The 21,762-nt window shown below is 64.8% G+C and carries 23 protein-coding genes; 19 read left to right on the forward strand and 4 right to left on the reverse strand.

Going from position 1 to position 21,762, the window contains the following annotated elements; translation table 11 throughout:
• The first annotated feature begins 36 nt into the window (after positions 1-36).
• The 9 genes from GDR74_RS15460 to GDR74_RS15500 all read left to right on the forward strand — a co-directional run bounded on the left by GDR74_RS15460 (position 37) and on the right by GDR74_RS15500 (position 8,549).
• The gene (locus tag GDR74_RS15460; RefSeq protein WP_152587132.1) at positions 37-1,839 is read left to right on the forward strand and encodes a methanol/ethanol family PQQ-dependent dehydrogenase; all 1,803 of its coding nucleotides are present in this window, start codon (positions 37-39) and stop codon (positions 1,837-1,839) included.
• Complete coding sequence (locus tag GDR74_RS15465) at positions 1,820-2,641, forward strand: substrate-binding domain-containing protein (RefSeq protein WP_152587133.1); 822 nt, start codon at positions 1,820-1,822, stop codon at positions 2,639-2,641. The genes GDR74_RS15460 and GDR74_RS15465 overlap by 20 nt, the downstream gene beginning before the upstream one ends.
• Positions 2,638-3,213: a c-type cytochrome gene (locus GDR74_RS15470; protein ID WP_152587134.1), complete on the forward strand. Its 576-nt coding sequence runs from the start codon at positions 2,638-2,640 to the stop codon at positions 3,211-3,213. The genes GDR74_RS15465 and GDR74_RS15470 overlap by 4 nt, the downstream gene beginning before the upstream one ends.
• A 9-nt stretch (positions 3,214-3,222) precedes the next feature.
• Positions 3,223-4,227: a cytochrome c oxidase subunit II gene (gene coxB / locus GDR74_RS15475; RefSeq protein WP_152587135.1), complete on the forward strand. Its 1,005-nt coding sequence runs from the start codon at positions 3,223-3,225 to the stop codon at positions 4,225-4,227.
• Entirely contained in the window at positions 4,224-6,146 is a 1,923-nt protein-coding gene (gene ctaD / locus GDR74_RS15480; RefSeq protein WP_152587136.1) for a cytochrome c oxidase subunit I, read from the forward strand. The genes coxB and ctaD overlap by 4 nt, the downstream gene beginning before the upstream one ends.
• Entirely contained in the window at positions 6,143-6,742 is a 600-nt protein-coding gene (locus tag GDR74_RS15485) for a cytochrome c oxidase subunit 3 (protein WP_152587137.1), read from the forward strand. Before ctaD ends, GDR74_RS15485 begins: the two co-directional genes overlap by 4 nt.
• Before the next feature lie 7 nt (positions 6,743-6,749).
• On the forward strand, positions 6,750-7,100 hold the full coding sequence (locus tag GDR74_RS15490) for a hypothetical protein (protein ID WP_152587138.1): 351 nt from the start codon (positions 6,750-6,752) through the stop codon (positions 7,098-7,100).
• Positions 7,097-8,005, forward strand: a complete 909-nt coding sequence (locus tag GDR74_RS15495; RefSeq protein ID WP_246179631.1) for a cytochrome c oxidase assembly protein — start codon at positions 7,097-7,099, stop codon at positions 8,003-8,005. The genes GDR74_RS15490 and GDR74_RS15495 overlap by 4 nt, the downstream gene beginning before the upstream one ends.
• A 118-nt stretch (positions 8,006-8,123) precedes the next feature.
• Positions 8,124-8,549, forward strand: a complete 426-nt coding sequence (locus tag GDR74_RS15500) for a c-type cytochrome (RefSeq protein ID WP_246179633.1) — start codon at positions 8,124-8,126, stop codon at positions 8,547-8,549.
• Positions 8,550-8,557: 8 nt separating this feature from the next.
• Here GDR74_RS15500 and GDR74_RS15505 read toward each other — a convergent pair whose 3' ends face one another.
• Positions 8,558-9,052 (reverse strand): Lrp/AsnC family transcriptional regulator, encoded by a 495-nt coding sequence (locus GDR74_RS15505; RefSeq protein ID WP_152587139.1) that lies wholly within the window; start codon positions 9,050-9,052, stop codon positions 8,558-8,560.
• A 99-nt stretch (positions 9,053-9,151) separates the two neighbouring features.
• Between GDR74_RS15505 and GDR74_RS15510 the strand changes: the two genes are divergently transcribed.
• The 4 genes from GDR74_RS15510 to GDR74_RS15525 are packed head-to-tail and all read left to right on the forward strand — an operon-like array spanning position 9,152 to position 12,393.
• Positions 9,152-10,126: a threonine ammonia-lyase gene (locus GDR74_RS15510; RefSeq protein ID WP_152587140.1), complete on the forward strand. Its 975-nt coding sequence runs from the start codon at positions 9,152-9,154 to the stop codon at positions 10,124-10,126.
• Between the two features lie 39 nt (positions 10,127-10,165).
• Positions 10,166-11,023, forward strand: a complete 858-nt coding sequence (locus GDR74_RS15515) for a GNAT family N-acetyltransferase (RefSeq protein WP_152587141.1) — start codon at positions 10,166-10,168, stop codon at positions 11,021-11,023.
• Positions 11,024-11,082: 59 nt separating this feature from the next.
• Positions 11,083-11,733 (forward strand): alpha/beta fold hydrolase, encoded by a 651-nt coding sequence (locus GDR74_RS15520; protein ID WP_152587142.1) that lies wholly within the window; start codon positions 11,083-11,085, stop codon positions 11,731-11,733.
• Positions 11,734-11,766: 33 nt separating this feature from the next.
• Positions 11,767-12,393: a glutathione S-transferase family protein gene (locus tag GDR74_RS15525; RefSeq protein ID WP_152587143.1), complete on the forward strand. Its 627-nt coding sequence runs from the start codon at positions 11,767-11,769 to the stop codon at positions 12,391-12,393.
• A 61-nt stretch (positions 12,394-12,454) separates the two neighbouring features.
• On the opposite strand, the gene GDR74_RS15530 is transcribed toward GDR74_RS15525, so the two are convergent.
• Genes GDR74_RS15530 through GDR74_RS15540 form a run of 3 tightly spaced genes read right to left on the reverse strand, consistent with a single transcriptional unit; the run spans position 12,455 to position 16,245 of the window.
• Positions 12,455-13,942, reverse strand: coding sequence for an NAD-dependent succinate-semialdehyde dehydrogenase (locus tag GDR74_RS15530; RefSeq protein ID WP_152587144.1), 1,488 nt, complete (start codon positions 13,940-13,942; stop codon positions 12,455-12,457).
• A 42-nt stretch (positions 13,943-13,984) separates the two neighbouring features.
• Positions 13,985-15,262: a 4-aminobutyrate--2-oxoglutarate transaminase gene (gabT, locus tag GDR74_RS15535; RefSeq protein ID WP_152587145.1), complete on the reverse strand. Its 1,278-nt coding sequence runs from the start codon at positions 15,260-15,262 to the stop codon at positions 13,985-13,987.
• A gap of 56 nt (positions 15,263-15,318) precedes the next feature.
• Positions 15,319-16,245 (reverse strand): LysR substrate-binding domain-containing protein, encoded by a 927-nt coding sequence (locus GDR74_RS15540; RefSeq protein WP_152587146.1) that lies wholly within the window; start codon positions 16,243-16,245, stop codon positions 15,319-15,321.
• 203 nt (positions 16,246-16,448) lie between these two features.
• Here GDR74_RS15540 and GDR74_RS15545 point away from each other — a divergent pair, with 203 nt between their 5' ends.
• The 6 genes from GDR74_RS15545 (at position 16,449) to GDR74_RS15570 (ending at position 21,752) form a co-directional block, all read left to right on the forward strand.
• Positions 16,449-17,408, forward strand: coding sequence for a LysR family transcriptional regulator (locus GDR74_RS15545; RefSeq protein ID WP_246179635.1), 960 nt, complete (start codon positions 16,449-16,451; stop codon positions 17,406-17,408).
• Between the two features lie 96 nt (positions 17,409-17,504).
• Complete coding sequence (locus GDR74_RS15550; RefSeq protein ID WP_152587147.1) at positions 17,505-17,981, forward strand: DUF3830 family protein; 477 nt, start codon at positions 17,505-17,507, stop codon at positions 17,979-17,981.
• 51 nt (positions 17,982-18,032) lie between these two features.
• Positions 18,033-19,067 carry an ABC transporter substrate-binding protein gene (locus tag GDR74_RS15555; protein ID WP_152587148.1) on the forward strand — a complete coding sequence of 345 codons (1,035 nt, stop codon included), beginning with the start codon at positions 18,033-18,035 and terminating at the stop codon, positions 19,065-19,067.
• A 19-nt stretch (positions 19,068-19,086) separates the two neighbouring features.
• Positions 19,087-19,911 carry an ABC transporter permease gene (locus tag GDR74_RS15560; RefSeq protein WP_152587149.1) on the forward strand — a complete coding sequence of 275 codons (825 nt, stop codon included), beginning with the start codon at positions 19,087-19,089 and terminating at the stop codon, positions 19,909-19,911.
• The gene (locus GDR74_RS15565) at positions 19,904-20,707 is read left to right on the forward strand and encodes an ABC transporter permease (protein ID WP_152587150.1); all 804 of its coding nucleotides are present in this window, start codon (positions 19,904-19,906) and stop codon (positions 20,705-20,707) included. The genes GDR74_RS15560 and GDR74_RS15565 overlap by 8 nt, the downstream gene beginning before the upstream one ends.
• A 1-nt stretch (position 20,708) precedes the next feature.
• Positions 20,709-21,752, forward strand: coding sequence for an ABC transporter ATP-binding protein (locus tag GDR74_RS15570; RefSeq protein ID WP_152587151.1), 1,044 nt, complete (start codon positions 20,709-20,711; stop codon positions 21,750-21,752).
• Positions 21,753-21,762: the final 10 nt, after the last annotated feature.

Consider the following 21,762-nt stretch of genomic DNA (forward strand, 5'->3'; position numbering starts at 1 on the left):
CGCCGACCCGATGCTCCGCGGCTCAGGAGTGCGTTGATGCGCCGTTCGTTTGGTCCGATTTCCGGCACTCTTCTGGCATTGGCATGCCTCCTGTCATCGGCCTCGGCGCAGACATCGCTGCCGACCCCTCCGGCCTCGGCCGCTCCAGCGGACGATGGCCAATGGAGCATGCCGACGAAGAACTTTGCCGGCACCCGTTACAGCGAGCTCTCCGAAATTAATACGGAGAACGTCAGGGATCTCCAGGTCGCCTTCACCTTTTCCACTGGCGTCAACAAGGGGCAGGAGGCTGCACCGATCGTGGTCGGCTCCACCATGTACGTGCTGACGCCCTACCCGAACATTCTCTACGCGCTCGACCTGTCCCAACCGGGCGCGCCGATGAAGTGGCAATACAACCCCAAGCCGGCCTCGGCAGCGCAGGGCGTCGCCTGCTGCGATGTGGTCAATCGCGGACCGACCTACGCCGACGGGAGAGTTTTCTTCACGACTCTCGACGCCCACGTCGTCGCGGTGAATGCCGAGACCGGCGAGGAAATCTGGAAAACGAAGCTCGGCGACATCAACAAGGGCGAGACCATGACCATGGCGCCCCTCGCCGCCAAGGGCAAGGTCATCGTCGGCATCTCGGGCGGCGAGTACGGCGTCCGCGGCTGGATCCAAGCGCTCGATGCGAACACGGGGAAGAGCGTATGGAAAGCCTACAACACCGGCCCTGACGCGGACGTGAAGATCGGCAGCGCCTTCAAGCCTTTCTACGATTCCGAGAAGGGGAAGGATCTCGGCGTCACGACCTGGCCGCCGGATGCATGGCAGCAGGGCGGCGGCACGGTATGGGGCTTCGTCACCTACGATCCCGATCTCAACCTCATCTTCTACGGCCCCGGCAATCCCGGCCCCTGGAATCCGAACCAGCGCCCGGGCGACAACAAGTGGACCAACGGCGTTTTCGCCAGGGACATCGACACGGGCGAGGCGCTCTGGTTCTATCAATGGAATCCGCACGACCTCTTCGACTGGGACGGGATCAACGAGAACATCCTTCTCGATCTCGACTGGAAGGGGCAGCGCCGCAAGGTGCTCGTGCATCCGGATCGCAACGGCCTTCTCTATGTGGTCGACCGCACGACCGGAGAAGTTCTTTCCGCCAGCTTCTATCACGCCGTCAATGCGCACCAGGGCGTCGATCTCTCGACGGGGCGCATCAAGATCAATCAGGACAAGTACCCGCTCCAGAACAAGGTCGTCAGGGACATCTGCCCCACGGCACCGGGCGCGAAGGACTGGAGCCCTTCCGCCTTCTCCCACAAAACGGGCCTTCTCTACATCCCCCACAACAACCTGTGCATGGATTGGGAAAGCGTCGAACCGAACTATATCGCGGGAACGCCCTATGTCGGCGCTGAGGTCCGCATGATGCCGGGGCCCGGCGGGCATATGGGCGAGTTCTCGGCCTGGGACATCGTCGCGGGCAAGGAGGTCTGGACCATCAAGGAGCGCTTCCCGGCCTGGGGCGGCACCTTGGCGACCGCAGGCGACCTCGTCTTCTACGGAAACATGGAAGGCTGGTTCAAGGCCGTTCACGCGCGCACCGGCGAGGTCCTCTGGCAGTTCAAGACGGACTCGGGGATCATCGGGCAGCCGACGACCTATCGAGGCCCGGACGGCAGGCAATATGTGGCCATCCTCTCCGGCGTCGGGGGATGGTCGGGTGCCATCGTGTCCAACGATCTCGACCCGCGCGACGGGACCGCAGCCATGGGCTTCGTCAACGCCATGCGCGAGTTGAAGAATGTGACGACCAAGGGAGGAACGCTCTATGTGTTCAAGCTCCCGTAAGGCACTCTTCGCTCTGGCGCTGCTCGTCTGTCCGGCGGCAGAAGCGGGAGAGCTCCGCGTGTGTGCCGACCCCAACAACCTGCCCTTCACGAACGAAAAAGGCGAGGGTTTCGAAAACCGCATTGCCGGTCTGGTCGCCCAGGATCTCGGTGCCGACGTATCGTATCTCTGGTACGCGCAGCGCCGCGGTTTTCTTCGCGAGACGCTGAAGGCAAAGCGGTGCGATATCGTCATGGGATTGCCGAGCAATCTCGAAGGGGTTCGCACAACCGCACCCTATTACCGGTCCTCTTATGTCTTCATCGTCCGCGCGGGCGACCCTTTGCCGAAAACATTCGACGACCCGATTCTCCGGGAGCGCCGCGTCGGGGTGCAGTTGGTCGGCGACGACGGATGGAACACCCCGCCGGCCCACGCGCTCGCCCGTCGGGGCATCATCGACAACGTCCGCGGCTATACGCTCTACGGAGACTACTCCGAGCCCGATCCGCCTTCTCGGATCGTTCGCGCGGTGGCGGAGGGAGAGATCGACATCGCGGTGGCCTGGGGCCCGATGGCCGGCTACTTCGCGCCCCGAGAGAAGGTTCGCCTTGAGCTTGCGCCGGTACGGCCCGCCTTCGACGGTCCGCAGCTTCCCATGGTGTGGGACATTTCTGCCGCCGTGAGGAAGGAGGACGATGCCCTCCGCCAACGGATCGACGACATTCTCGAGCGCCGCCGCCCTGAGATCGACGCGATCCTCGCCGAATTCGGCGTGCCGCGGCTCGATACGTCGGTTCATCGCACGGCAGGAGCGCCATGAGAGCCTTGCGGACGAGAACGCTGTCGATCGTGATTTGTACAGGGATGTTCCTTGCAGCCTGCGAGCGCGAGAAACGGGACTTCCGCCCCGATCCCGTTACAGAAGAGAGCCAGGAGAAGACGGCGCTCGTTTCCATTTCTCCAGGCGCATCGCCTCCCAGGCAGGAGGTTTCCGGCAAGGCCCGTGCTTTCGAGGGCAACGCCTATCATCTGAACCAGGGCAAGCGGCTCTACGCATGGTTCAACTGCAACGGCTGCCATGCCAACGGGGGCGGGAGTTCCGGGCCGCCGCTGATGGACGACCGCTGGATCTATGGCAGTTCGCTCGAGAACATCGTCCAGACGATCCGGGAGGGGCGCCCTAACGGCATGCCGTCATTCCGCGGCAAGATTCCGGACGACCAGATCTGGGAGCTGGCGGTCTACGTACGCTCGATGAGCGGCCTGGAGCCGAAGGCAGCGGCGCCCGGCCGCAACGACGACATGCATCCGCACCCTTCCGAGAACCGGATGCCGCCGAGTCCGCCAGTCCAGGGCGGGAGCCCTTCGCCCTCGGCGCTTGCGCCGCAATAGGGGACCGTCATGCGCCTGCGCCCCTCTGCCGCGGCACTGCTTCTTCTCCCACTCACGGGGTGCAAAGGCTGGCAATCGGCCCTCGACCCGCATGGCCCGGGCGCGCGATCGCTCGAGACCCTGTTCTGGATCTTTCTCGCCGTTCTGGCGACCGTCTGGGCGCTGACCATGCTCGGACTCATCGCCTCGCTCCGCGCGCGGCGGAGCGCGGAAGCGGATCCTCTTTCCGACGATCCCGGCACAGAGGCCGGGATGGGGCGTGCCGTAACGCTCCTCGTTGCGCTGACGGCACTGACGGTGCTTGCACTTACCGGCATCAGCTATGCCTATCAGAAGCGGTTCGGGGACAAGCGAGAAGACGTTCTGACCATCAAGGTGACAGGTCATCAATGGTGGTGGCAGATCGACTACGAGGACGCACAGGCGAACCGGAGCTTCACGACCGCAAACGAGATCCATATTCCCGTGGGCGAGCCGGTACGGCTGAAGCTGGAATCGAGCGACGTCATCCATTCGTTCTGGGTTCCGAGCCTGATGGGAAAGATGGACAACATTCCCGGCCGTCAGAACGTCATCGAGATGCAGGCCGACCGCGAAGGGATCTATCGCGGTCAGTGCGCCGAATTCTGCGGATGGCAGCACGCCCATATGAGCATGCTGATCGTCGCCAAGCCGAAGTCCGAGTTCGACGCTTGGCGAGACCGGCAGATCGCGAGCGCCGCCCCCCCTGCCGACGACGAGCGCAGGAGAGGCGAGCAGGTCTTCCTGACAAGCCCATGCATCATGTGTCACTCCGTGCGTGGGACTTCCGCCGGCGGGAAGGTCGGCCCCGACCTGACCCATGTGGGAAGCAGGCTGACGCTTGCGGCCGGCACTCTTCAGAACACGCGCGGGAATCTGGCGGCATGGATCGTCGACCCGCAGAGGATAAAGCCCGGAACGAACATGCCGCTGATCCAGGTCGAACCGCAAGACCTCAACGCGCTCGTGAGCTACTTGGAGGGCCTGAAATGAGCGAGGCCTATGCGGCGCCGGATCCGAAGGAGTTGCGCGATCACCAGGTCGACGGGCCCGAACTGACGACGCGTCTTGCTCGGACCTGGGGCACCAAGCGCGGACTGATCGGCGCCCTTTCCACGGTGGACCACAAGATCATCGGCCGACGCTACATCGTCACGGCCTTTCTGTTTCTCTTCCTTGGCGGTCTGGCGGCGGCTGCAATGCGTCTGCAGCTGGCGCGCCCGGAGAGCCGGCTCATCGGTCCGGATCTCTACAACCAGCTCTTCACCATGCACGGCACGACGATGATGTTTCTGTTCGCCGTGCCGGTGATGGAGGCTTTCGCCGTCTACCTCGTCCCTCTGATGCTGGGCACGCGCAACATCGCGTTTCCCCGGCTCAATGCCTTCAGCTATTATGTCTACGTGTTCGGCGGACTGATGATCTGGGTCGCCTTCATGCTGAACATCGGCGCCGACGTGGGATGGTTCGCCTACGTTCCCCTTTCAGGACCGGAATTCTCCCCCGGAAAGCGTGCCGACATCTGGGCTCAGATGATCACCTTCACCGAGGTCTCAGCCCTGGCGGTCGCCGTGGAGATCGTCGTGACCGTGCCCAAGCAGCGCGCGCCCGGCATGACACTGGACAGGATCCCGCTCTTCGTATGGTCCGTCTTCGTCACGTCCTTCCTCATCATCTTCGCGATGCCGGCCGTTATGCTGGCCTCCACCTTCCTGATCCTCGACCGTCTGATCGGAACGCATATCTTCAACCCGGCCGAAGGCGGGGATGCCCTCCTCTGGCAACACCTGTTCTGGTTCTTCGGGCATCCTGAGGTGTACATCATCTTCCTGCCCGCCACCGGGATGGTATCCGCCATCATCACCACCTTCTCCCGCCGCAAGACCTTCGGCTACCTGGCGCTCGTCCTTTCCCTCATCGCCACGGGCTTTCTTTCATTCGGCCTGTGGGTGCATCACATGTTCACCACGGGCCTGCCCCAGCTGGGAGCGAGCTTCTTCACCGCGTCGAGCATGATGATCGCCATCCCGAACGGGATACAGATCTTCTGCTGGATCGCGACGCTGTGGGATGGAAGGCCGGTCTTCAGGACACCGCTCCTGTTCGTTCTCGGCTTCTTCTTCATCTTCGTGGCAGGCGGCCTTTCCGGCATCATGCTCGCCTCCGTTCCGCTTGATACCCAGGTTCACGACACGTATTTCGTCGTCGCGCACTTCCACTATGTGCTGATCGGCGGCGCCGTCTTCCCGCTCCTAGGCGCCGTCTACTACTGGTATCCGAAGATCGTCGGCCGCCTTATGGACGAGCGGATCGGCCGCTGGCACTTCTGGCTTGCTTTCGTGGGCTTCAACCTCGCGTTCTTCCCCATGCACATTACGGGTCTGATGGGGATGCCGCGCCGCGTCTACACCTATCAGCACGAAATGGGGTGGGACAACCTGAACCTCCTCTCGTCGGTGGGCGCGCTCGTGTTCTTCCTCAGCTTCGTCGTCTTCCTCTGGAACGTGATTACGAGCGCCAGGAAGGGCGCCGTTGCCGGAGACAATCCCTGGCAGGCAGGCACCCTCGAGTGGGCGACCTCCTCGCCACCGCCACCGCAGAACTTCGACCGCATCCCCGTCGTCACCAATCGGGAACCTCTCTGGGCCGAACGGGAAACCTTGTCTGTGGCGGCGGGTCTCAGCGTCGACAACCGCGAACTGATCGTCTCCACGGTATCCGAGGCACGGGCCGATCTGCGCGAATCCTCGCCGGAGCCTTCCGTCTGGCCCTTCATTGCAGCCGTCGCCACGGGCATCACCTTCATCGGATCGATCTTCACGCCCTGGGCCGCCGTCTGGGGGAGCCTCATCGTCGGCGTGACGCTCATCGCCTGGTTCTGGCCGAAGGGCGCGAAAGAGGACGAAAAATGAAGCACAGGCCCGTTCTCGATGTTTCCGAGCTTCCAACCTACGCGTTCGGGGCGCGCAGTCCCATGTGGTGGGGAACGCTCGGATTCTGCGTTCTGGAGGGCACGGGGTTCGCCCTCGCGGCAGGCGCATATCTCTACTTGGCGTTCCTCAATCCGCAATGGCCCCTCAGCGCTCCGCCTCCGGATCTTATCTGGTCGAGCCTGGTCACCGTCGTCCTGATCGTCAGCATCATCCCGAATTATCTTTCGAAGAAGTTCGCTGAGAAGGAAGACCTGCCGCGTGTGCAGGTTTATCTCATCGTCGTCCTCGCATTCGGACTTGCAGCCATCGGCCTGCGCTTTCTCGAGTTCGGCGGGCTGCACGTGAAGTGGGACCAGAACGCCTATGGTTCCCTTCTCTGGGCCTTGCTCGGCCTCCACACGGTACACATCATCACGGATGTCGTCGACACGATCGTGCTGACCGTCCTGATGTTCACGCGTCATGCGCACGGGAAGAGGTTCAGCGACGTAGGCGACAACGCATTCTACTGGAACTTCGTCGTCCTTTCCTGGCTCCCCATCTATGCCCTGCTCTACTGGGGCCCGAGGCTGTGAGGCGCTCATGATCTCCTTCCTGCGAAGCGGCATACCCTCTGCGGGCATTTTCATCGGCCCGACCGCATGGCTGCTGAACACGCAGATCAACTATGCTCTCGTGCCCTGGATCTGCGCACACAAGGTCGGGCTTGTCCCGCTCGTCGCCTGCATCATGGCGCTGGTCAGCCTCCTTGGCGGGTTCCTCTCGTGGAGAGCCTTCGATCGTTCGAGCATCATGCCTCGCGCCGACAGCGCCGGTGCCGGGCGGCCTCATCGCTTCACGGCCATCGTCGGCATTGCCATGGCAGCACTCTTCGCGCTCGTGATCCTGGTTCAGGGCGCAGCAGGGGTGATCCTTCATGGGTGCGAACGATGAGACCCCTGCTGCCACTTGCGATGCTCCTGCTGCCCGTGACGGCCCTGGCGCACGGCGGCAACCACGATCCGGCCTCGCCCCGGTCCCTGGAGGCCTGGGTCGCGCTTCCTCTCCTCTGTTCGGCCTTTCTCTACGCGACAGGCGTCGCCCGACTCTGGATCGGACTTGCTCCGGGACGAGGCGTCGCCCTCTGGCAGGCTGCGAGTTTCGGCTGCGGATGGCTCCTGCTGGCCATCGCTCTTATTTCTCCCGTGCACGCTCTCGCAGAGAGGCTCTTCGCCGTCCACATGCTCGAGCATGAGATCCTCATGACTCTCGCGGCGCCTCTCCTCGTGCTGGCCAGACCCATGGGAGGGATGCTCTGGGCCCTGCCCCTCGCCCGGCGGAGGACGATCGGCGCCGTCGGGCGCAGCAGATGGGTTTCACGCCCCTGGCGGATCCTGGTCGACCCGCCTGTCGCCACCCTTACCCATGGCGCGGCGATCTGGCTCTGGCACGTCCCGCTCCTGTTCAATGCCGCCCTCGAGAGCCCCTTCGTTCACGGTCTCCAGCACGTCAGCTTCCTCGGATCGGCGCTCCTGTTCTGGTGGTCTCTGCTAAGGGGGAGAGCGCGCGTGCGCGGTTACGGCGCCGCGGCCTTCTATCTGTTCGTGACGGCCCTGCATTCCGGCTTCCTGGGCATCCTGCTGTCCATAGCGCGCAGTCCCATCTATCCGGCCCAGTCGTCGGATGCTGCGCATTGGGGATTGACGCCCCTGGAGGATCAACAGCTCGCCGGACTGATCATGTGGGTGCCTGCGGGTCTCGTCTATGCGGCGGCGACCCTGGCGATGATCGGGATCTGGATCAGCAAATCGGGCACCGTCCCGATACCAGGAGGGAGCCATGCGCCTCTCTCTCGCTAAAGGCCTGTATGCGGTTCTCTCAACGCTCCTTCTTGGCTGGATTCTTCTGCGCCGTTCACGCCACAGACGTCTCACAAGAACTCGCTCTGCCGCCATCGCGGGCGGGAGCGCTCCGCTCATGTCCGCGCGCATGGATCGGGGCTGGTCACCCGCAATGCCCGCCGGCGCCCTGGCCATACTGGTCGCCGTCACCGCGGGAGGATATCTCGTGGACCGTTACAAGGACCGCCTCGAGCGTCAGAACCGGGCCGAGCTTCTCACGGGGGGCAGCATCCGTCGCGGGAAAATGCAGATCCTGCGCTATGGGTGCGCGGGTTGCCACACCATTGAAGGCATTCCCCATGCGGATGGCCTCGTCGGCCCGCCTCTCACGACAATCTCCCGAAGGGTCTATGTCGCTGGAATGCTGAAGAACACGCCCGACAATCTCGCGCGCTGGATCGTCGACCCCCGCGGGATCAACCCGCAGACGGCGATGCCGGTGACGGGCATATCGCCCGCGGAAGCACGAGACGTCGTGGCCTATCTCTACGCGCACGACTGAGCCCCTCTTCAGTCCGTTGAGAAGACGGCCGGCGTTGCGGTTCGAGCCGGGACCTTAAGCCCCCGCTTGACCGTCTTGAGAGCGATGAGGCTCTTGTATTTCCGCACCACCGGTTGTTCGGTCATCAGCCTTTCGATGAAGGCGTTGTAGCCTTCAAGATCCTCGGTTGAAACCAGGAGCACGTAATCCGCGTCTCCGGTCACGTACCAGCAGGATTGGACCTCGGGAGCATCGCCGATCCATCGCTGGAAGCTTTCCAGCGAGCGGCGGCGCTCGTTGTCGATCTCGACCTCGACGAGCACCGTTACCGTGCGACCGACGGAACGGGGCTCGACCAATGCCACGATGCGTTCGATGATTCCTTCCCGCTTCAGGCGAGACAGGCGCCGCTGCACGGCGGATGCGGAGAGCCCGACCATTCCGGCAAGAGCCTCCGTCGACAGGTCCGCATCGTCCTGCACGAGGTCGAGAATCTTGCGATCGAGAGCATCGAGATCGGTCATGCACGAATCCTGCGTCATAGCCCATGATTATGCGGTTAAAGGCACAAGTATCCAGAAAATTTGCATATAACCCGCGCAATCGCATGCTAAGGTTCCGCCATGAGCACGCCCGAGCTTTCCCCTGCCCGCATCCTTGAAGGCCGGAACCTGATTGACCCGACCTTTCTCCAGTCCGCCATCCGGCAGTCGCCCGATCTCGACCGGATGCTGGGGCTTTCCCTGTGGATGAAGAACGAGACCGAAAACCCGATCCGCAGTTTCAAAGGCCGGGGCACCAGCCTCTTGGTCGCCCGCGAGCTTCGGGCACCCACGTCGCTCGTCACGGCCTCGGCGGGAAACTTCGGCCAGGGCCTGGCCTATGCCGGCGCGCGGGCTGGACACGATGTGACCGTGTTCGCCGCGACAAACGCCAATTCCTTCAAGATCGAAGCCATGCGCCGCCTGGGAGCGAAAGTGGTTCTCCACGGGAGCGATCTCGACGCCGCGAAGGATAAGGCACGGGCATTCGCAGCAGAGCGCGGCCTGCGGTTCGTGGAGGATGGCGCGGAACCTGCCATCGCGGAAGGGGCCGGCACGATTGCCGTGGAACTGTCGGAGGAGGCGCCCGGACTCGATGCCCTGTTCGTCCCCCTGGGCAATGGGGCCCTTGCGACGGGAATGGGAGCCTGGCTCAAGCACGCCTCCCCGACCACGCGGATCGTGGCCGTGGCTGCGTCGGGAGCGCCTTGCATGGCGAAGTCCTTCGCCGAGGGTCGCGATGTCGAGACACCCGCTGCCGATACCATTGCCGACGGCATTGCGGTGAGGGTCCCCGTTCCTTTCGCCCGTGAATCCATGGCGGGAACGGTCGATGAGGTCCTGCTCGTAAGCGACGACCTCATTCTCCAGGCCATGAGCCTGCTGCATCGCCATCTTGGGCGCAGGATCGAACCGGCGGGCGCTGTCGGTCTTGCCGGTCTGCTCATGTGCCATCGGAAATATACCGGTGCCCGGGTCGCTACGGTTCTTTGCGGAGCGAATCTCACGCAGGAACAGATCGAAGCCTGGTTCCCACAGGACCGGCCGCTGCCCTGATCCGAACCCGCATTTTTTCCTTTTACCGGAGACGATCTCATGTCGCTTCCCTCTGGCGTGGTCGGCCAGCCGGCCCTGGCCTTCACCACGACGGCGCTCGCCGAAATCATGACCGCATGCTTCGAGGGGTATGTCATCCCGCAGACGGTAACAGGCCATGGCTTCAACAACCGCTTTCGCCGGGAAAGCCTCGACATGGACGCCAGCCGGGTCTTCATGGATGGCCCATCGCCCATCGCCATCGTCCTTGTCACCCGACGGGGATGGACCGCCCGCATCGCGGCTATGGGCATCGTGCCTGCGCACCGGGGGCGAGGCCTCGGACGACAGGCGCTCGGCGAGGTGGTCGAAAACCTGCACCGCCTCGGCGACCGCCGGCTGCTGCTCGAAGTCATCGAGACGAACGATCCGGCCGTTCGCCTCTACACGAGCCTGGGCTTCATCCCCCGGCGGCGCCTCGTCGGCTATCGCCGGCCAGCACGTGCCGAGGATGCGGCAGCGGTGAGTGAACTCGTCGAGGTCGATCCGCTCGTCGTCGCCCGTCAGGTGACGGAGCATGGTGCGCAGGATCTGCCCTGGATCATGTCGCCAGAAACGCTCGCCGCCGCAGCGGCCCCGGCCCTCGCCTATTCCCTGTCCGATCGGGCCTTCGCCATCGTGGAACCCGCTCCGCAGCCGGGAGCTCTCGCCCTGCGCACCCTTGTCATTTCGGGCGAGGCGCGCGGCCATGGGCTGGGGCGTCGGATGATGTCGTCTCTTGCGGCCCGACATCCCGGCCAGGACATCGTCATCTCCGCAAATTTCCCCGAAGGACTGGCCGCGGATTTTCTGGCCCGTGCCGGCTTCGAGAAAACGCCGATCAGCCAGTTCGAGATGGAACGAAGCCTCGTTTCCTGATCCCATGTCCGGAGAAGGACCGCGATCGCTGCGTCGCCATGGAACAAGGAGCGCCCTTCATGCCCGCAGAAGCGTTGACCATCGTCGGCCATCGCAGCCATCCCGTTCCGGGTGCCCTCATCCGCGCCCCGGAAAAGAGCAGGCACCTGGCCGTCCTATTTCCCGGCTTCGGCTACCGCAACACGATGCCGCTCCTCTACTACAGCCGCGCGCTCCTGCTCGCCCGCGGGGCGGACGTGCTCACGGTGGACTATGCCTACGACACGCTGCCCGCATTCCTCGAAGCTCAGAACGAGGAGAAGCTCGCCTGGATCCGCTCGGATGCGTCGGCTGTCTTCGATGCGGTGGAAGCGCTCGATCGCTATGAACGCCTCACCATCATCGGCAAGTCCGCGGGAACGGCAGCCATGGCCCTGACGGTTCCCGGTCGGGCGGAGCTGGCCAGTGCGGACCTGGTCTGGCTCACGCCGGGCTTCAACACACCTGGCATGCCTGAAGGCATGGCGCAATGCCGTCAGCGCTCCATCGTCTTTATCGGAACGGCGGATCCGCATTATAAGGAGACGCATCTCGCGGCGGCGCGCTCGCGCGGAGCGGAGGTCGCCGTTTTCGAGGGCCTCGACCACGGGCTGGAAAAGTCGGGAGACATCCATGGCAGCATCACGGCCATGGTGCACATCATGAAACGTTTGGACGAGTGGATCGGCTAACCGCGCCGATGCCTTTCTCGGGAGGATTGCTCGATGGCGGAATACGAACTGATCGCGTCGAAAGGCTGTGGCTCCGCCGTGATCGAAATGGCGCTGGCGCTGGCCGGATTGCCGCACCGGATCACGCTGATCCCGTACCTCGAACCGGGTCCGCAGCGGGACCGGCTCCTTGCGCTCAACCCTCTGGGACAGGTGCCGACGCTGGTCCTGCCGGACGGCACGGTCATGACGGAGAGCGCCGCCATGGTGCTGCACATCGACGACGTCGCGCCGCAAGCCCGGCTCGCGCCGCGGCCCGACGATTCCAATCGCGCGGCCTTCCTCAATCTTCTCGTCGTCCTGGTCGGAGCGCTGTATCCCACCTTCACCTTCGGCGACGATCCGAAGCAGTTCGGCCTCGACGAGAATGCCGCATCGGTCCTCCGTGCCCAGACGGATGCTCGCCGCATGCGGCTCTGGCAGCACCTGGAGTCGCGCATCTCCCCTGACCCCTACGTCCTGGGCCGCGAGAGAAGCGCCATCGACCTCTATGTCGCCGTCATGACGCACTGGAGGCCGGGAAGCGCCTGGTTTGCGGAGCATTGTCCGAAGCTGCTCGCGGCTGCGGAGGCCACGGCGGCGGATCCGAGGATCGGCGAGATCCTTTCCCGGAACATGTGAACGGGTCGGACCCGATGGACGGCGGGAAGGCCGCCGTCCAGGGGCAATTTTGCAGACCTTTTCACAGTCCTGCGAGGCAGACGTATTTTGTTTCGAGGAAGCCCTCGATGCCGTAGCGGGAGCCCTCGCGGCCCAGGCCCGACTGCTTGACCCCGCCGAACGGCGCCGCCTCGTTGGCCAGAAGCCCGGTGTTCACCCCCACCATGCCGCTCTCCAGCCCCTCCGCCACGCGCCACACCCGCCCGAGGTCGCGCGTGTACACATACGACGCCAGCCCGTACTCGGTGTCGTTGGCCATCGCCAGAACCTCCGCCTCGTCCGCGAACGGGATGATCGGCGCCAGCGGCGCAAACGTCTCCTCCTTCGCCACCTTCATCGTCTGCCGCACCCCGCTCATCACCGTCGGCTCGTAGAACGTCCCGCCCAGCGCCGAACGCCGCCCGCCGGTCAGAAGCCGCGCCCCCTGCGCCAGCGCGTCCGCCACGTGCTCCTCCATCTTCGCCACCGCCCGCGCGTCGATCAGCGGCCCCATCGCCACCCCCGCCTCGGTGCCGCGGCCCAGCTTCAGCCCCTGCGCCCGCGCCGCAAGCTTCTCGGCGAACGCCGCCGCCACCCCGGCCTGCACATAGATCCGGTTGGCGCACACGCAGGTCTGGCCGGCATTGCGGAACTTGGAGACCACCGCCCCCTCCACCGCCGCCTCGAGATCCGCATCGTCGAACACGATGAACGGCGCGTTCCCGCCCAATTCCAGCGACAGCCGCTTGATCCCTCCCGACGCCTCGCGCATCAGCCAGCGCCCGACCCGCGTCGAGCCGGTGAACGAGATCTTGGCCACCTTCGGGTTGTGGCAGAACTCCAGCCCGATCGGCTCCGCCTCGCCGGTCACCACCGAGAACACCCCCGCCGGCACCCCGGCCCGCTCCGCCAGCACCGCCAGGGCGAGCGCCGAGAGCGGCGTCTGCGCCGCCGGCTTGAGCACCAGCGTGCAGCCGGCCGCCAGCGCCGGGCCGGCCTTGCGGGTGATCATGCCGTTGGGGAAGTTCCACGGGGTGATCGCCGCGCACACCCCCACCGGCTGCTTGAGCACCAGGAGGCGCTGGTCGGGCCGGGCGGCGGGGATGATGTCGCCGTACAGGCGCTTGGCCTCTTCCGCGAACCACTCCAGATAGGCGGCGTTGGAGACGATCTCGCCGCGGGCCTCGGCGAGCGGCTTGCCCTGCTCGCGGGTCAGGATCAGGGCGAGGTCGTCGGCATGGGCGAGGATCAGCTCGTACCAGCGCCGCAGCACCGCGGCGCGCTCCTTGGCCGGGCGGGCGGCCCAGTCCTTCTGCGCCGCGTGGGCGGCGTCGATGGCCGCGCGCACGCTCTCGCGCCCGAGATCCGGCACCCGCGCGATCACCGCGCCGTCGAAGGGGTCGTGCACCGGGATCGTGCGTCCCTCCGGCGAGGCCACCCAGGCGCCGCCCACATACGCCGCCTCCCGGTACAGCGCCCCGTCCCGCAAACCCTCGATCCCAACCCCAACAGAAGGCGAATGAAACGTCATCTCTCAATCTCCTATTTGCTTTTGCAAACGCGCCACGGCCCGTCAGGCGGCAAGCGCCCGTTCCAGGATCCGAAGTCCCTCGTCGACGATGGCGTCCTCGGCCGTGAGCGGCACCAGGATCCGCACCGTATTGGCGTTCGTGCCGCAGGAGAGAAGGATCAGTCCGTCCTCATAGGCACGCTGGACGACACGTTTCGTCGCCGCGGCATCCGGCTCCCGGCCTCCCCGATCCTTCACGATGTCGAACGCGACCATTGCGCCGGGCCCGCGCACATCCGCGATGGGGAGGAGATCGTTTCTTTTCTCGGCCCGCTGCAGCCAGGAGCGCAGGTTCAGCCCGATGGTCCCGGCGCGCTCGAGCAGGCGCTCCTCCTCGAAGACGTCGAGAACGGCGAGAGCCGCCGCACAGGCGAGCGGGTTGCCCGCATAGGTCCCCCCGAGTCCACCCGGATCGGCCGCGTCCATGATCGCCGCCCTGCCGACGACGCCCGAGAGCGGAAAGCCGCCGGCCAGGCTTTTCGCGAGGCAGATCAGATCCGCAGAGACGTCGTAGTGCTCCATGGCGAACATCTTTCCTGTCCGGCCGAAGCCGGTCTGAACCTCGTCCGCGATAAGGACGATGCCATGCTCGTCGCAGATCCGGCGCAGGGCGCGCATCAGGGAGACAGGAGCCTGGTGGAAGCCTCCCTCGCCCTGCACGGGCTCGATGATGATCGCGGCGATCCGCGAGGGATCCGCATCCGCCTTGAAGATGAAGTCCAGATACTTGAGGGCGTCCTCGACCTCTACGCCGTTCTGCGGCGTCGGGAACGGAACGTGCCACACCTCCGGCAGGGCCGGGCCGAGCCCCTTCTTGTAGGGCACGACCTTGCCGGTGAGGGCCGAGGCGAGGACGGTACGGCCGTGGAAGCCGCCGGTGAAGGCGATGACGCCGGAGCGCCCGGTGGCGGCCCGTGCGATCTTGACCGCGTTCTCGGTCGCTTCCGCTCCCGTCGTGAAGAGAGCCGTCTTGACCGGGCCGGAGATCGGCACCAGCGCGTTCAGACGCTCCGCGAGCGCGATGTAGGGCTCGTACATCACGACCTGGAAGCAGGTATGGGTGAAGCGCGCCATCTGCTCCTGGACGGCTGCGATCACCTTCGGGTGACAATGTCCCGTATTGAGCACCGCAATACCGCCCGCGAAGTCGACATAGCGCTTCCCCTCGACGTCCCACAGCTCTGCATTGCGGGCCCTTGAAGCCGAGAGCGGCGTGGTGTGGCCGATGCCGCGGACGATGGCGGCGTTGCGGCGGGACAGGAGTTCTGCGTTCGTCGTCATGGAATGGCACCCTCGTTGGCGGCGCCAGACTAGAGACGGCGTGCGAAGGCGGACAATCAGCTATTTGTCGTCACGGATGCATTGAAGGCATCGGTCCCGGTCTCGTCCGACAGGCTGGACTTCACCCAGTTCCGCAGCGCACCGATCGCCGGGTCCCGCCATCGGCCGGTGGGAGCGACGAGATAATAACCGCCGAGGCGCACGTCGGAGGAAACGACCTCCACGAGACGGCCCGCCGCCAGATCCTCTCCGGCCAGGAACCTGTTGGCGAGCGCGACGCCCTGGCCGAGACGCGCCGCCTCGACGGCCAGATGTGCGTGCCAGAGGCGCGGCCCGCGCAGGGGCGGAACGGCCGCAAGGCCGATGCTGCGGAACCACTCCTCCCACTGCTCCGTCGATTCTTCATGGATAAGAGGGACGGCGAGAAGGTCCGAAGGAGCCTTGAGCCGGGGATACCGGGCCAGGAATGCGGGGCTCGCCACGGGAAAGACTCTCGGCCGGGCGATGAGCTCCGACCGCAGGTGCCGGCTCGGTTCCGGCTCCCGCAGATAGACGATTTCCGCATCTGCCTCGTCACGGGAGAGGTCGGGCCGCGACAGGGTCGGCTGAAGGATGATTTCGACCCCCTCTAACCTGTCCTGCAGCTCGGGCAGCCGCGGCAGGAGCCTCCTGTTGGCGATGCCCGGCATGCACCAGACGTTGAGGCTCTCCCGGTGGGCGGGGCGGACGTTCCGGACCGCCTGCCGGAGCAGATCGAAGGCCTGGGCCACCTGTTCGTGGAAAGCCTCGCCGGCGGGCGTCAAGGCCAATCCGCGCCCGCGCGGCTCGACGAGATCGACACCCAGTTCGGCCTGGAGATTCTGAAGATGCCTCGATACGACCGTGGGGCTGACCGAAAGCTCTTCGCCGGCCGCCCTTACGCTTTTCGTGCGCCCGACGGCCTCGAAGGCTCTCAAGGCGCTGAGGGAGGGAAGCCGGATCATCCTGAACAGTCTCGCGCCAAGAACGACATGCCGCGCTACAGCCTTATAGGCAAGATCGAGCGGGCAGGCCAGAGCGGCACGCCAGCCGAGGAGGCATGCTGGGACGGGAATCCTGCAAATGACGTCGCCGCCGCAGCCGGAGGACGTATCCCAGCCGATCAGCGGTGAAGAAATTTTGCTGCAGCGGCAGGGGAGCGGTATAAGTGCGGCAGGCCCTGCCGTCCCGCGCCATGAAACTCGCCAATCTCGAGACGTTCGTTCACCTCGCCCGCCTTCGCCATTTCGGGCGCACGGCGAAGCATCTCAACACCACTCAGCCGGCCATCTCCTCGCGTCTGGCCGCTCTCGAGCGCGAGCTCGGCACCCAGCTGGTCGTTCGCGAAGGGCGCGAATTCCACCTTACCCCGGCAGGGCACGAGGCCCTGCGCGTGATCGAGAAGATGCTCAGCGACTTCGATACGCTGAAACTCGGTTTCGCCAATCCGGACAACATTGCGGTGACCCTCAGGATCGGCGCCATCGACGCCATCGTCCAGACATGGCTTCCCCGTCTCTACGATCGGCTCCGCCATGCCTATCCGGCTGCGCAGATCGAGATCGTCACCGATTCCACGGCCAACCTCCTCGCGCACATGCGCAGCGGCGATCTCGACATCACCTTCTGCCTCGATCCCGTGCTCGAGGAAGGCTACCGGAGCTTCGTCCTCTGCTCCTATGCCATGTCATGGATCGGCAGCCCGAAGCTGGTCGACAGCGGGCGCATCTATACCGTCGCCGAGCTGGCGGCGATGCCGCTGATCACCTTCCAGCGTGGCTCTCCGCCCTACCGAATGATCGCGCCCTATTTCCAGGACGAGAGCGTGCTCGCGTCCCAGCTTTCGAACTCGAATTCCCTGCCCACCATGATCAGGCTCGCCATCGACGGCTTCGGCGTGGCGGCGGTGCCGACCATCGTCGTGCAGAAGGAGCTGGCGAGCGGCGAACTCGTCTCCGTCCGGGTCAACAAACCGTTCCCGCCCCTGAACTTCATCGCCAGCTATCATCCGGCTCCCGGCTCGCTTCTTACGGGCCGTGTGGCCGAGCTCGCCCGCCGGACTGCGGCGGAATTCTGCACCGAGGTCGATCCCGGTCTCGCATGGGTCGAGGGAACTCCCGATAGATAATTTTTATCGAATGAATAGAGAACGATAATTGGACACAGGGTTTACGACCTGCAACGCTTGTCCTGCAGCCCGGAACGAGGCTCAGGAACAACGCCCATGACAGCACGCAACCTTTATCTGAAATTCGTCGAGAAGAACGTCCAAGGCACCATCGAGCTCTATTGGGAAAATGCTCCCGTCACCTGCGAGACGATCTGGAACGCGCTCGCGAAGCCGGTGCGGATGCCCGCGATCCACGCCATGTTCGCCGGCCCCGAGATCATGACCGGGCTGCCGCCGGAGGCGCAGACCTTCGATCCCCTCTCGATCCCGGCCGAGAACCAGACGTGCTTCCCCGTCGCCGGCGAAGTGCTCTGGTTCTACCAGGCCAAGAACCTCATGAAGGGTATGACGGATGAGTTCTGGGAGATCGGGATGTTCTACGGCAACGGCGGGCGTATATTCGGCCCGCTCGGCTGGACGCCCTGCAACATCTTCGGGCGGATGACGGAAGGCCTCGACGCCGTGGCCGAAGCCTGCCGCAGCATCCGCATCGAAGGCATGCAGACGGTCGAGATCGGCCGGGTCGCCTAAGGTTTCTTCGGCGATAGCAGATTCTGAGCAGCGAACCAGAGGGTGAAAAACATGTTTGCCAGATCGACTACACTCGCAGCGGCTCTTGCCATCGCAAGCGCCATCGTCGTGCCGGCCGCCGCCAAGGACAAGCTCGTCATCAATTCCTATGGCGGCGCCTACGAGCAGATCCACCGCAAGCTCGTCATCGAGCCCTTCATGAAGAAGTACGATGTCGACGTGCAGGTGATCACCGCCTATTCGGCCGATGCCCTCGCCCAGTTGCGGGCGCAGAAGGCCGCGCCGCAGTTCGACGTGATCCACTTCTCCGGCGGGCAGGAAGTTGTGGCCGCCCGCGAAGGCCTCATCAGCCCCATCAAGGCGGAGGAACTCTCCAACGCCAAGAGCCTCTATCCCTTCGCCGTCGAAGGCCTGTCGCGAGGGGAAGGGCCGGTTCACAGCGTCGCCGCCATCGGCCTTCTGTACAACAAGAACAAGGCGCCCAAGAAACCCGCTCGCTGGGCGGATCTCTGGGACCCGGCGTACAAGGACCACATCGTCCTCACCGACGTGTCGAACAGCTACGGCCTCCTCGGCTTCCTGATGATGAACAAGGTGAAGGGCGGCGACCTGCAGAACCCCGAGCCCGGTTTCAATGCGGTGAAGTCGCTCCTCGACAGCGCGGTCGTGGTCTCGACCTCTCCGGAACTCCAGCAGAACTTCGCCCAGAACGACGCGTGGATCGCGCCTTACGCGCAGGACTACGCCTATACCCTGCGCAAGGCAGGCCTACCCATCGAATTCGTTCAGGCGGAGGAAGGAACGCCGGCGGTTTATCTGACGGTGAATCTCGTTGCCAACCGGCCGAACCAGGAACTCGCCAAGAAGTTCATCGACTTCTCGCTCTCGCCTGAAGTCCAGGCGGGATGGGCCAAGGAACTGCGCTACTCCCCCTCCAACAGGGATGCCAAGCTCGAAGACGACGTCGCGAAGGAGGTCATTTACGGCGAGAAGGCCGTGGCGGGCCTGATCCGCTTCGACCCGGTCGCCGTCGACGCAGCCCGCGCCTCGCTCGTCGAGCGCTGGAAGAAGCTGATTGCCCGCTGAACGAAAACCGGGGCCTGCCATGCGTGACCGTTTCGAGGATCTCACCCTTGCCGGCCCCGGCCTTCTGCTGATCGCTCTCGCCTTCCTGCTGCCGCTCTTCGAGATGTTCCGCCTGAGCATCGTCGGACCGGGCGGCGGCTTCACGGCCGAGCACTTCGTCCGGTTCCTGACGGATCCGTACTATCTCGGGGTCGTGTGGCGGACCATCTCGCTTTCCCTGCTCATCACCGCGATCTGCGCCATCGTCGGCTTTCCCTTGGCCTATGTGATGTCGCGCGTTGGACCACGTCTTCGGCTGTGGCTCATCGTTCTCATCATCCTCCCGCTCATGACCAGCGTCGTCGTGCGGACCTTCGGTTGGATGGTCCTGCTCGGGCGCGGAGGCCTTGTCCCGTTCACGCTCTGGAAAATGGGCTTCGTCGGGCGGAACTTCACGCTCATGCACACCGAAGCCGCCATCGTCATCGGCATGGTCCAGGTCCTTCTCCCTTTCACCACCCTGTCCATTCTCGGGGTCGTGATGAAGATCGACCGTCGCCTCGAAGAAGCATCGCGGACCATGGGCGCGAGTTTCCTGGCGACCTTGCGCACGGTGGTCCTGCCCCTCGCCATGCCAGGGATCGTCGCCGGTTCGCTCTTGGCGTTCACGCTGTCGGTCAGTTCGTTCATTACGCCGTCCCTGCTCGGCGGCGTGCGGCTCCCCGTGGTGGCCGGCTCCATCTACGACGCCGCGACGAAGACTCTGGAATGGAACTTCGCGGCCGCCCAGTCCGTGATCCTGCTCGTCGGCGTGCTCGTGGTTCTGGTTCCCTACATGAAGCTTTCAGGGCGCCGCAATGGTTAAGAACATCCCCGCCGGCCTGCGGATCTTCACCTGGGCGTTCGTCGCTCTCGTCCTGATCTTCGTCCTCGCGCCGCTCATCGTCGTGGCGGGCGTGTCGGTTTCGGAGAGTCAGTTCATCGCCTTTCCGCCGACCGGGTTCAGCCTGCGCTGGTTCGCCGCCATCTTCGAATCCGATTCTTACGTGCGGGCGCTGCTCACTAGCCTGAAGCTCGCCGTTCTGGTGACGGTCGGGGCGACCGTCGTCGGGGCCGGGGCGGCCATCGCAATTCACCGGGGGCGCCTGCCGGGCATGGGACTCCTGGCCGGCCTCTTTCTGTCGCCCCTGATCCTGCCATCGATCATCTTCGCCATCGGCCTCCTCATGCTCTGGAGCGCGACCGTCGGTCCCGTCTCCTTTTGGGCTCTGTGGATCGGTCACATGGTGATCGCTCTGCCCTACGTGATCCGCACGACGCTCGCGGTCCTGTCCGAGTCGGATCCGTTCCTCGAGGAAGCCGCGCGCACGATGGGCGCTGCCCGCTGGCAGCGGATCGTCTACGTGGTGCTCCCCCAATGCGCGCCCGGCCTTGCGGCGGGGGCTTTCTTCGCCTTCAACATCTCCTTCGACGAGGCCGTCGTCGCCCTGTTCCTGCGGACCCCTGACCTCGTGACGCTCCCGATCCAGATCTACAACCAGCTCGAATTCAGCCCGGACCCGGTCGTCGCTGCCGTCTCGACCCTCATGATGGGGATGACGGTGCTCCTGATTGCGATCATCGACCGGTTCCTCGGCATCCAACGCTTCGTCGGCACCTGAAATGGCAACGCTTGAACTCAACGAGATCGTGAAGTCCTTCGGCGCGGTGGAGGTGCTCAAGAGCATTTCCCTGACGATCGACAGCGGCAGGTTCGTCAGTCTTCTCGGTCCGAGCGGCTGCGGCAAGACCACGCTCCTGCGCATCATCGCCGGGCTTGAAACCGTGACGCGCGGAAACCTTCGTATCGCCGGGCGGGATGTGACGAACGTGCCTCCCGAGCACCGCGATATCGCGATGATGTTCCAGTCCTATGCCCTCTTCCCGCATTTGAGCGTGCAGGAGAACGTCCGCTTTCCCCTGAGGATGCGCCGGCAAGGCACCCGGAAGGATCAGGAGGAGCGCGTGCGCACGGCTCTGGAGACGGTGCAACTCGCCCACCTTGCAGAGCGGATGCCCCGCCAACTCTCGGGCGGCCAGCAGCAGCGCGTGGCTCTCGCCCGCGCCATCGTTTCCGATCCGAAGATCCTGCTTCTCGACGAGCCCCTCTCGAACCTGGATGCGCGCCTGCGCGAGGACATGCAGGTGGAGCTCATCGAGCTTCATCGCCGCCTCGGCCTGACGACCGTCTTCGTCACGCACGATCAGGAGGAGGCCCTGAGCCTCTCCGATACCGTCGTGCTGATGAACGCCGGGCGGATCGAGCAGGTCGGGAGTCCTCAGGAGATCTATGCCGCACCTCGCACGAGCTTCGCTTCCGACTTCATGGGATCGGCGAATCTCGTCCCTGCCCATGTTGCAGACGGCGTCGCGGCCCTGCCGGGCGGAGGGCGCCTTGCTGTCATGAGCGGCGCCCGGGCGGACGGAGCGGCGAAACTGGTTCTCCGGCAGGAGGATCTCAGGATGCTTCCGGCCGGGACGCAGATCGGGAACGCCTTCATCGCGACGGTCGACACCCGGATCTTCCTCGGCGCCCGTATCCGCTACGTCCTGCGGGTCGGCGAGTTGCGCCTGAAGTGCCTTGCGCCCTCGGCGGACTTCTTCTCACCGGGGGACACCGTCGTCGTTCATGTTCCCCCATCCTGCGTCAGGGCGGTGGATGCCTGACGGCGCAGCA

It is taken from the genome of Microvirga thermotolerans, from assembly GCF_009363855.1.
In the GTDB taxonomy this organism is placed as follows: Bacteria; Pseudomonadota; Alphaproteobacteria; order Rhizobiales; family Beijerinckiaceae; genus Microvirga; species Microvirga thermotolerans.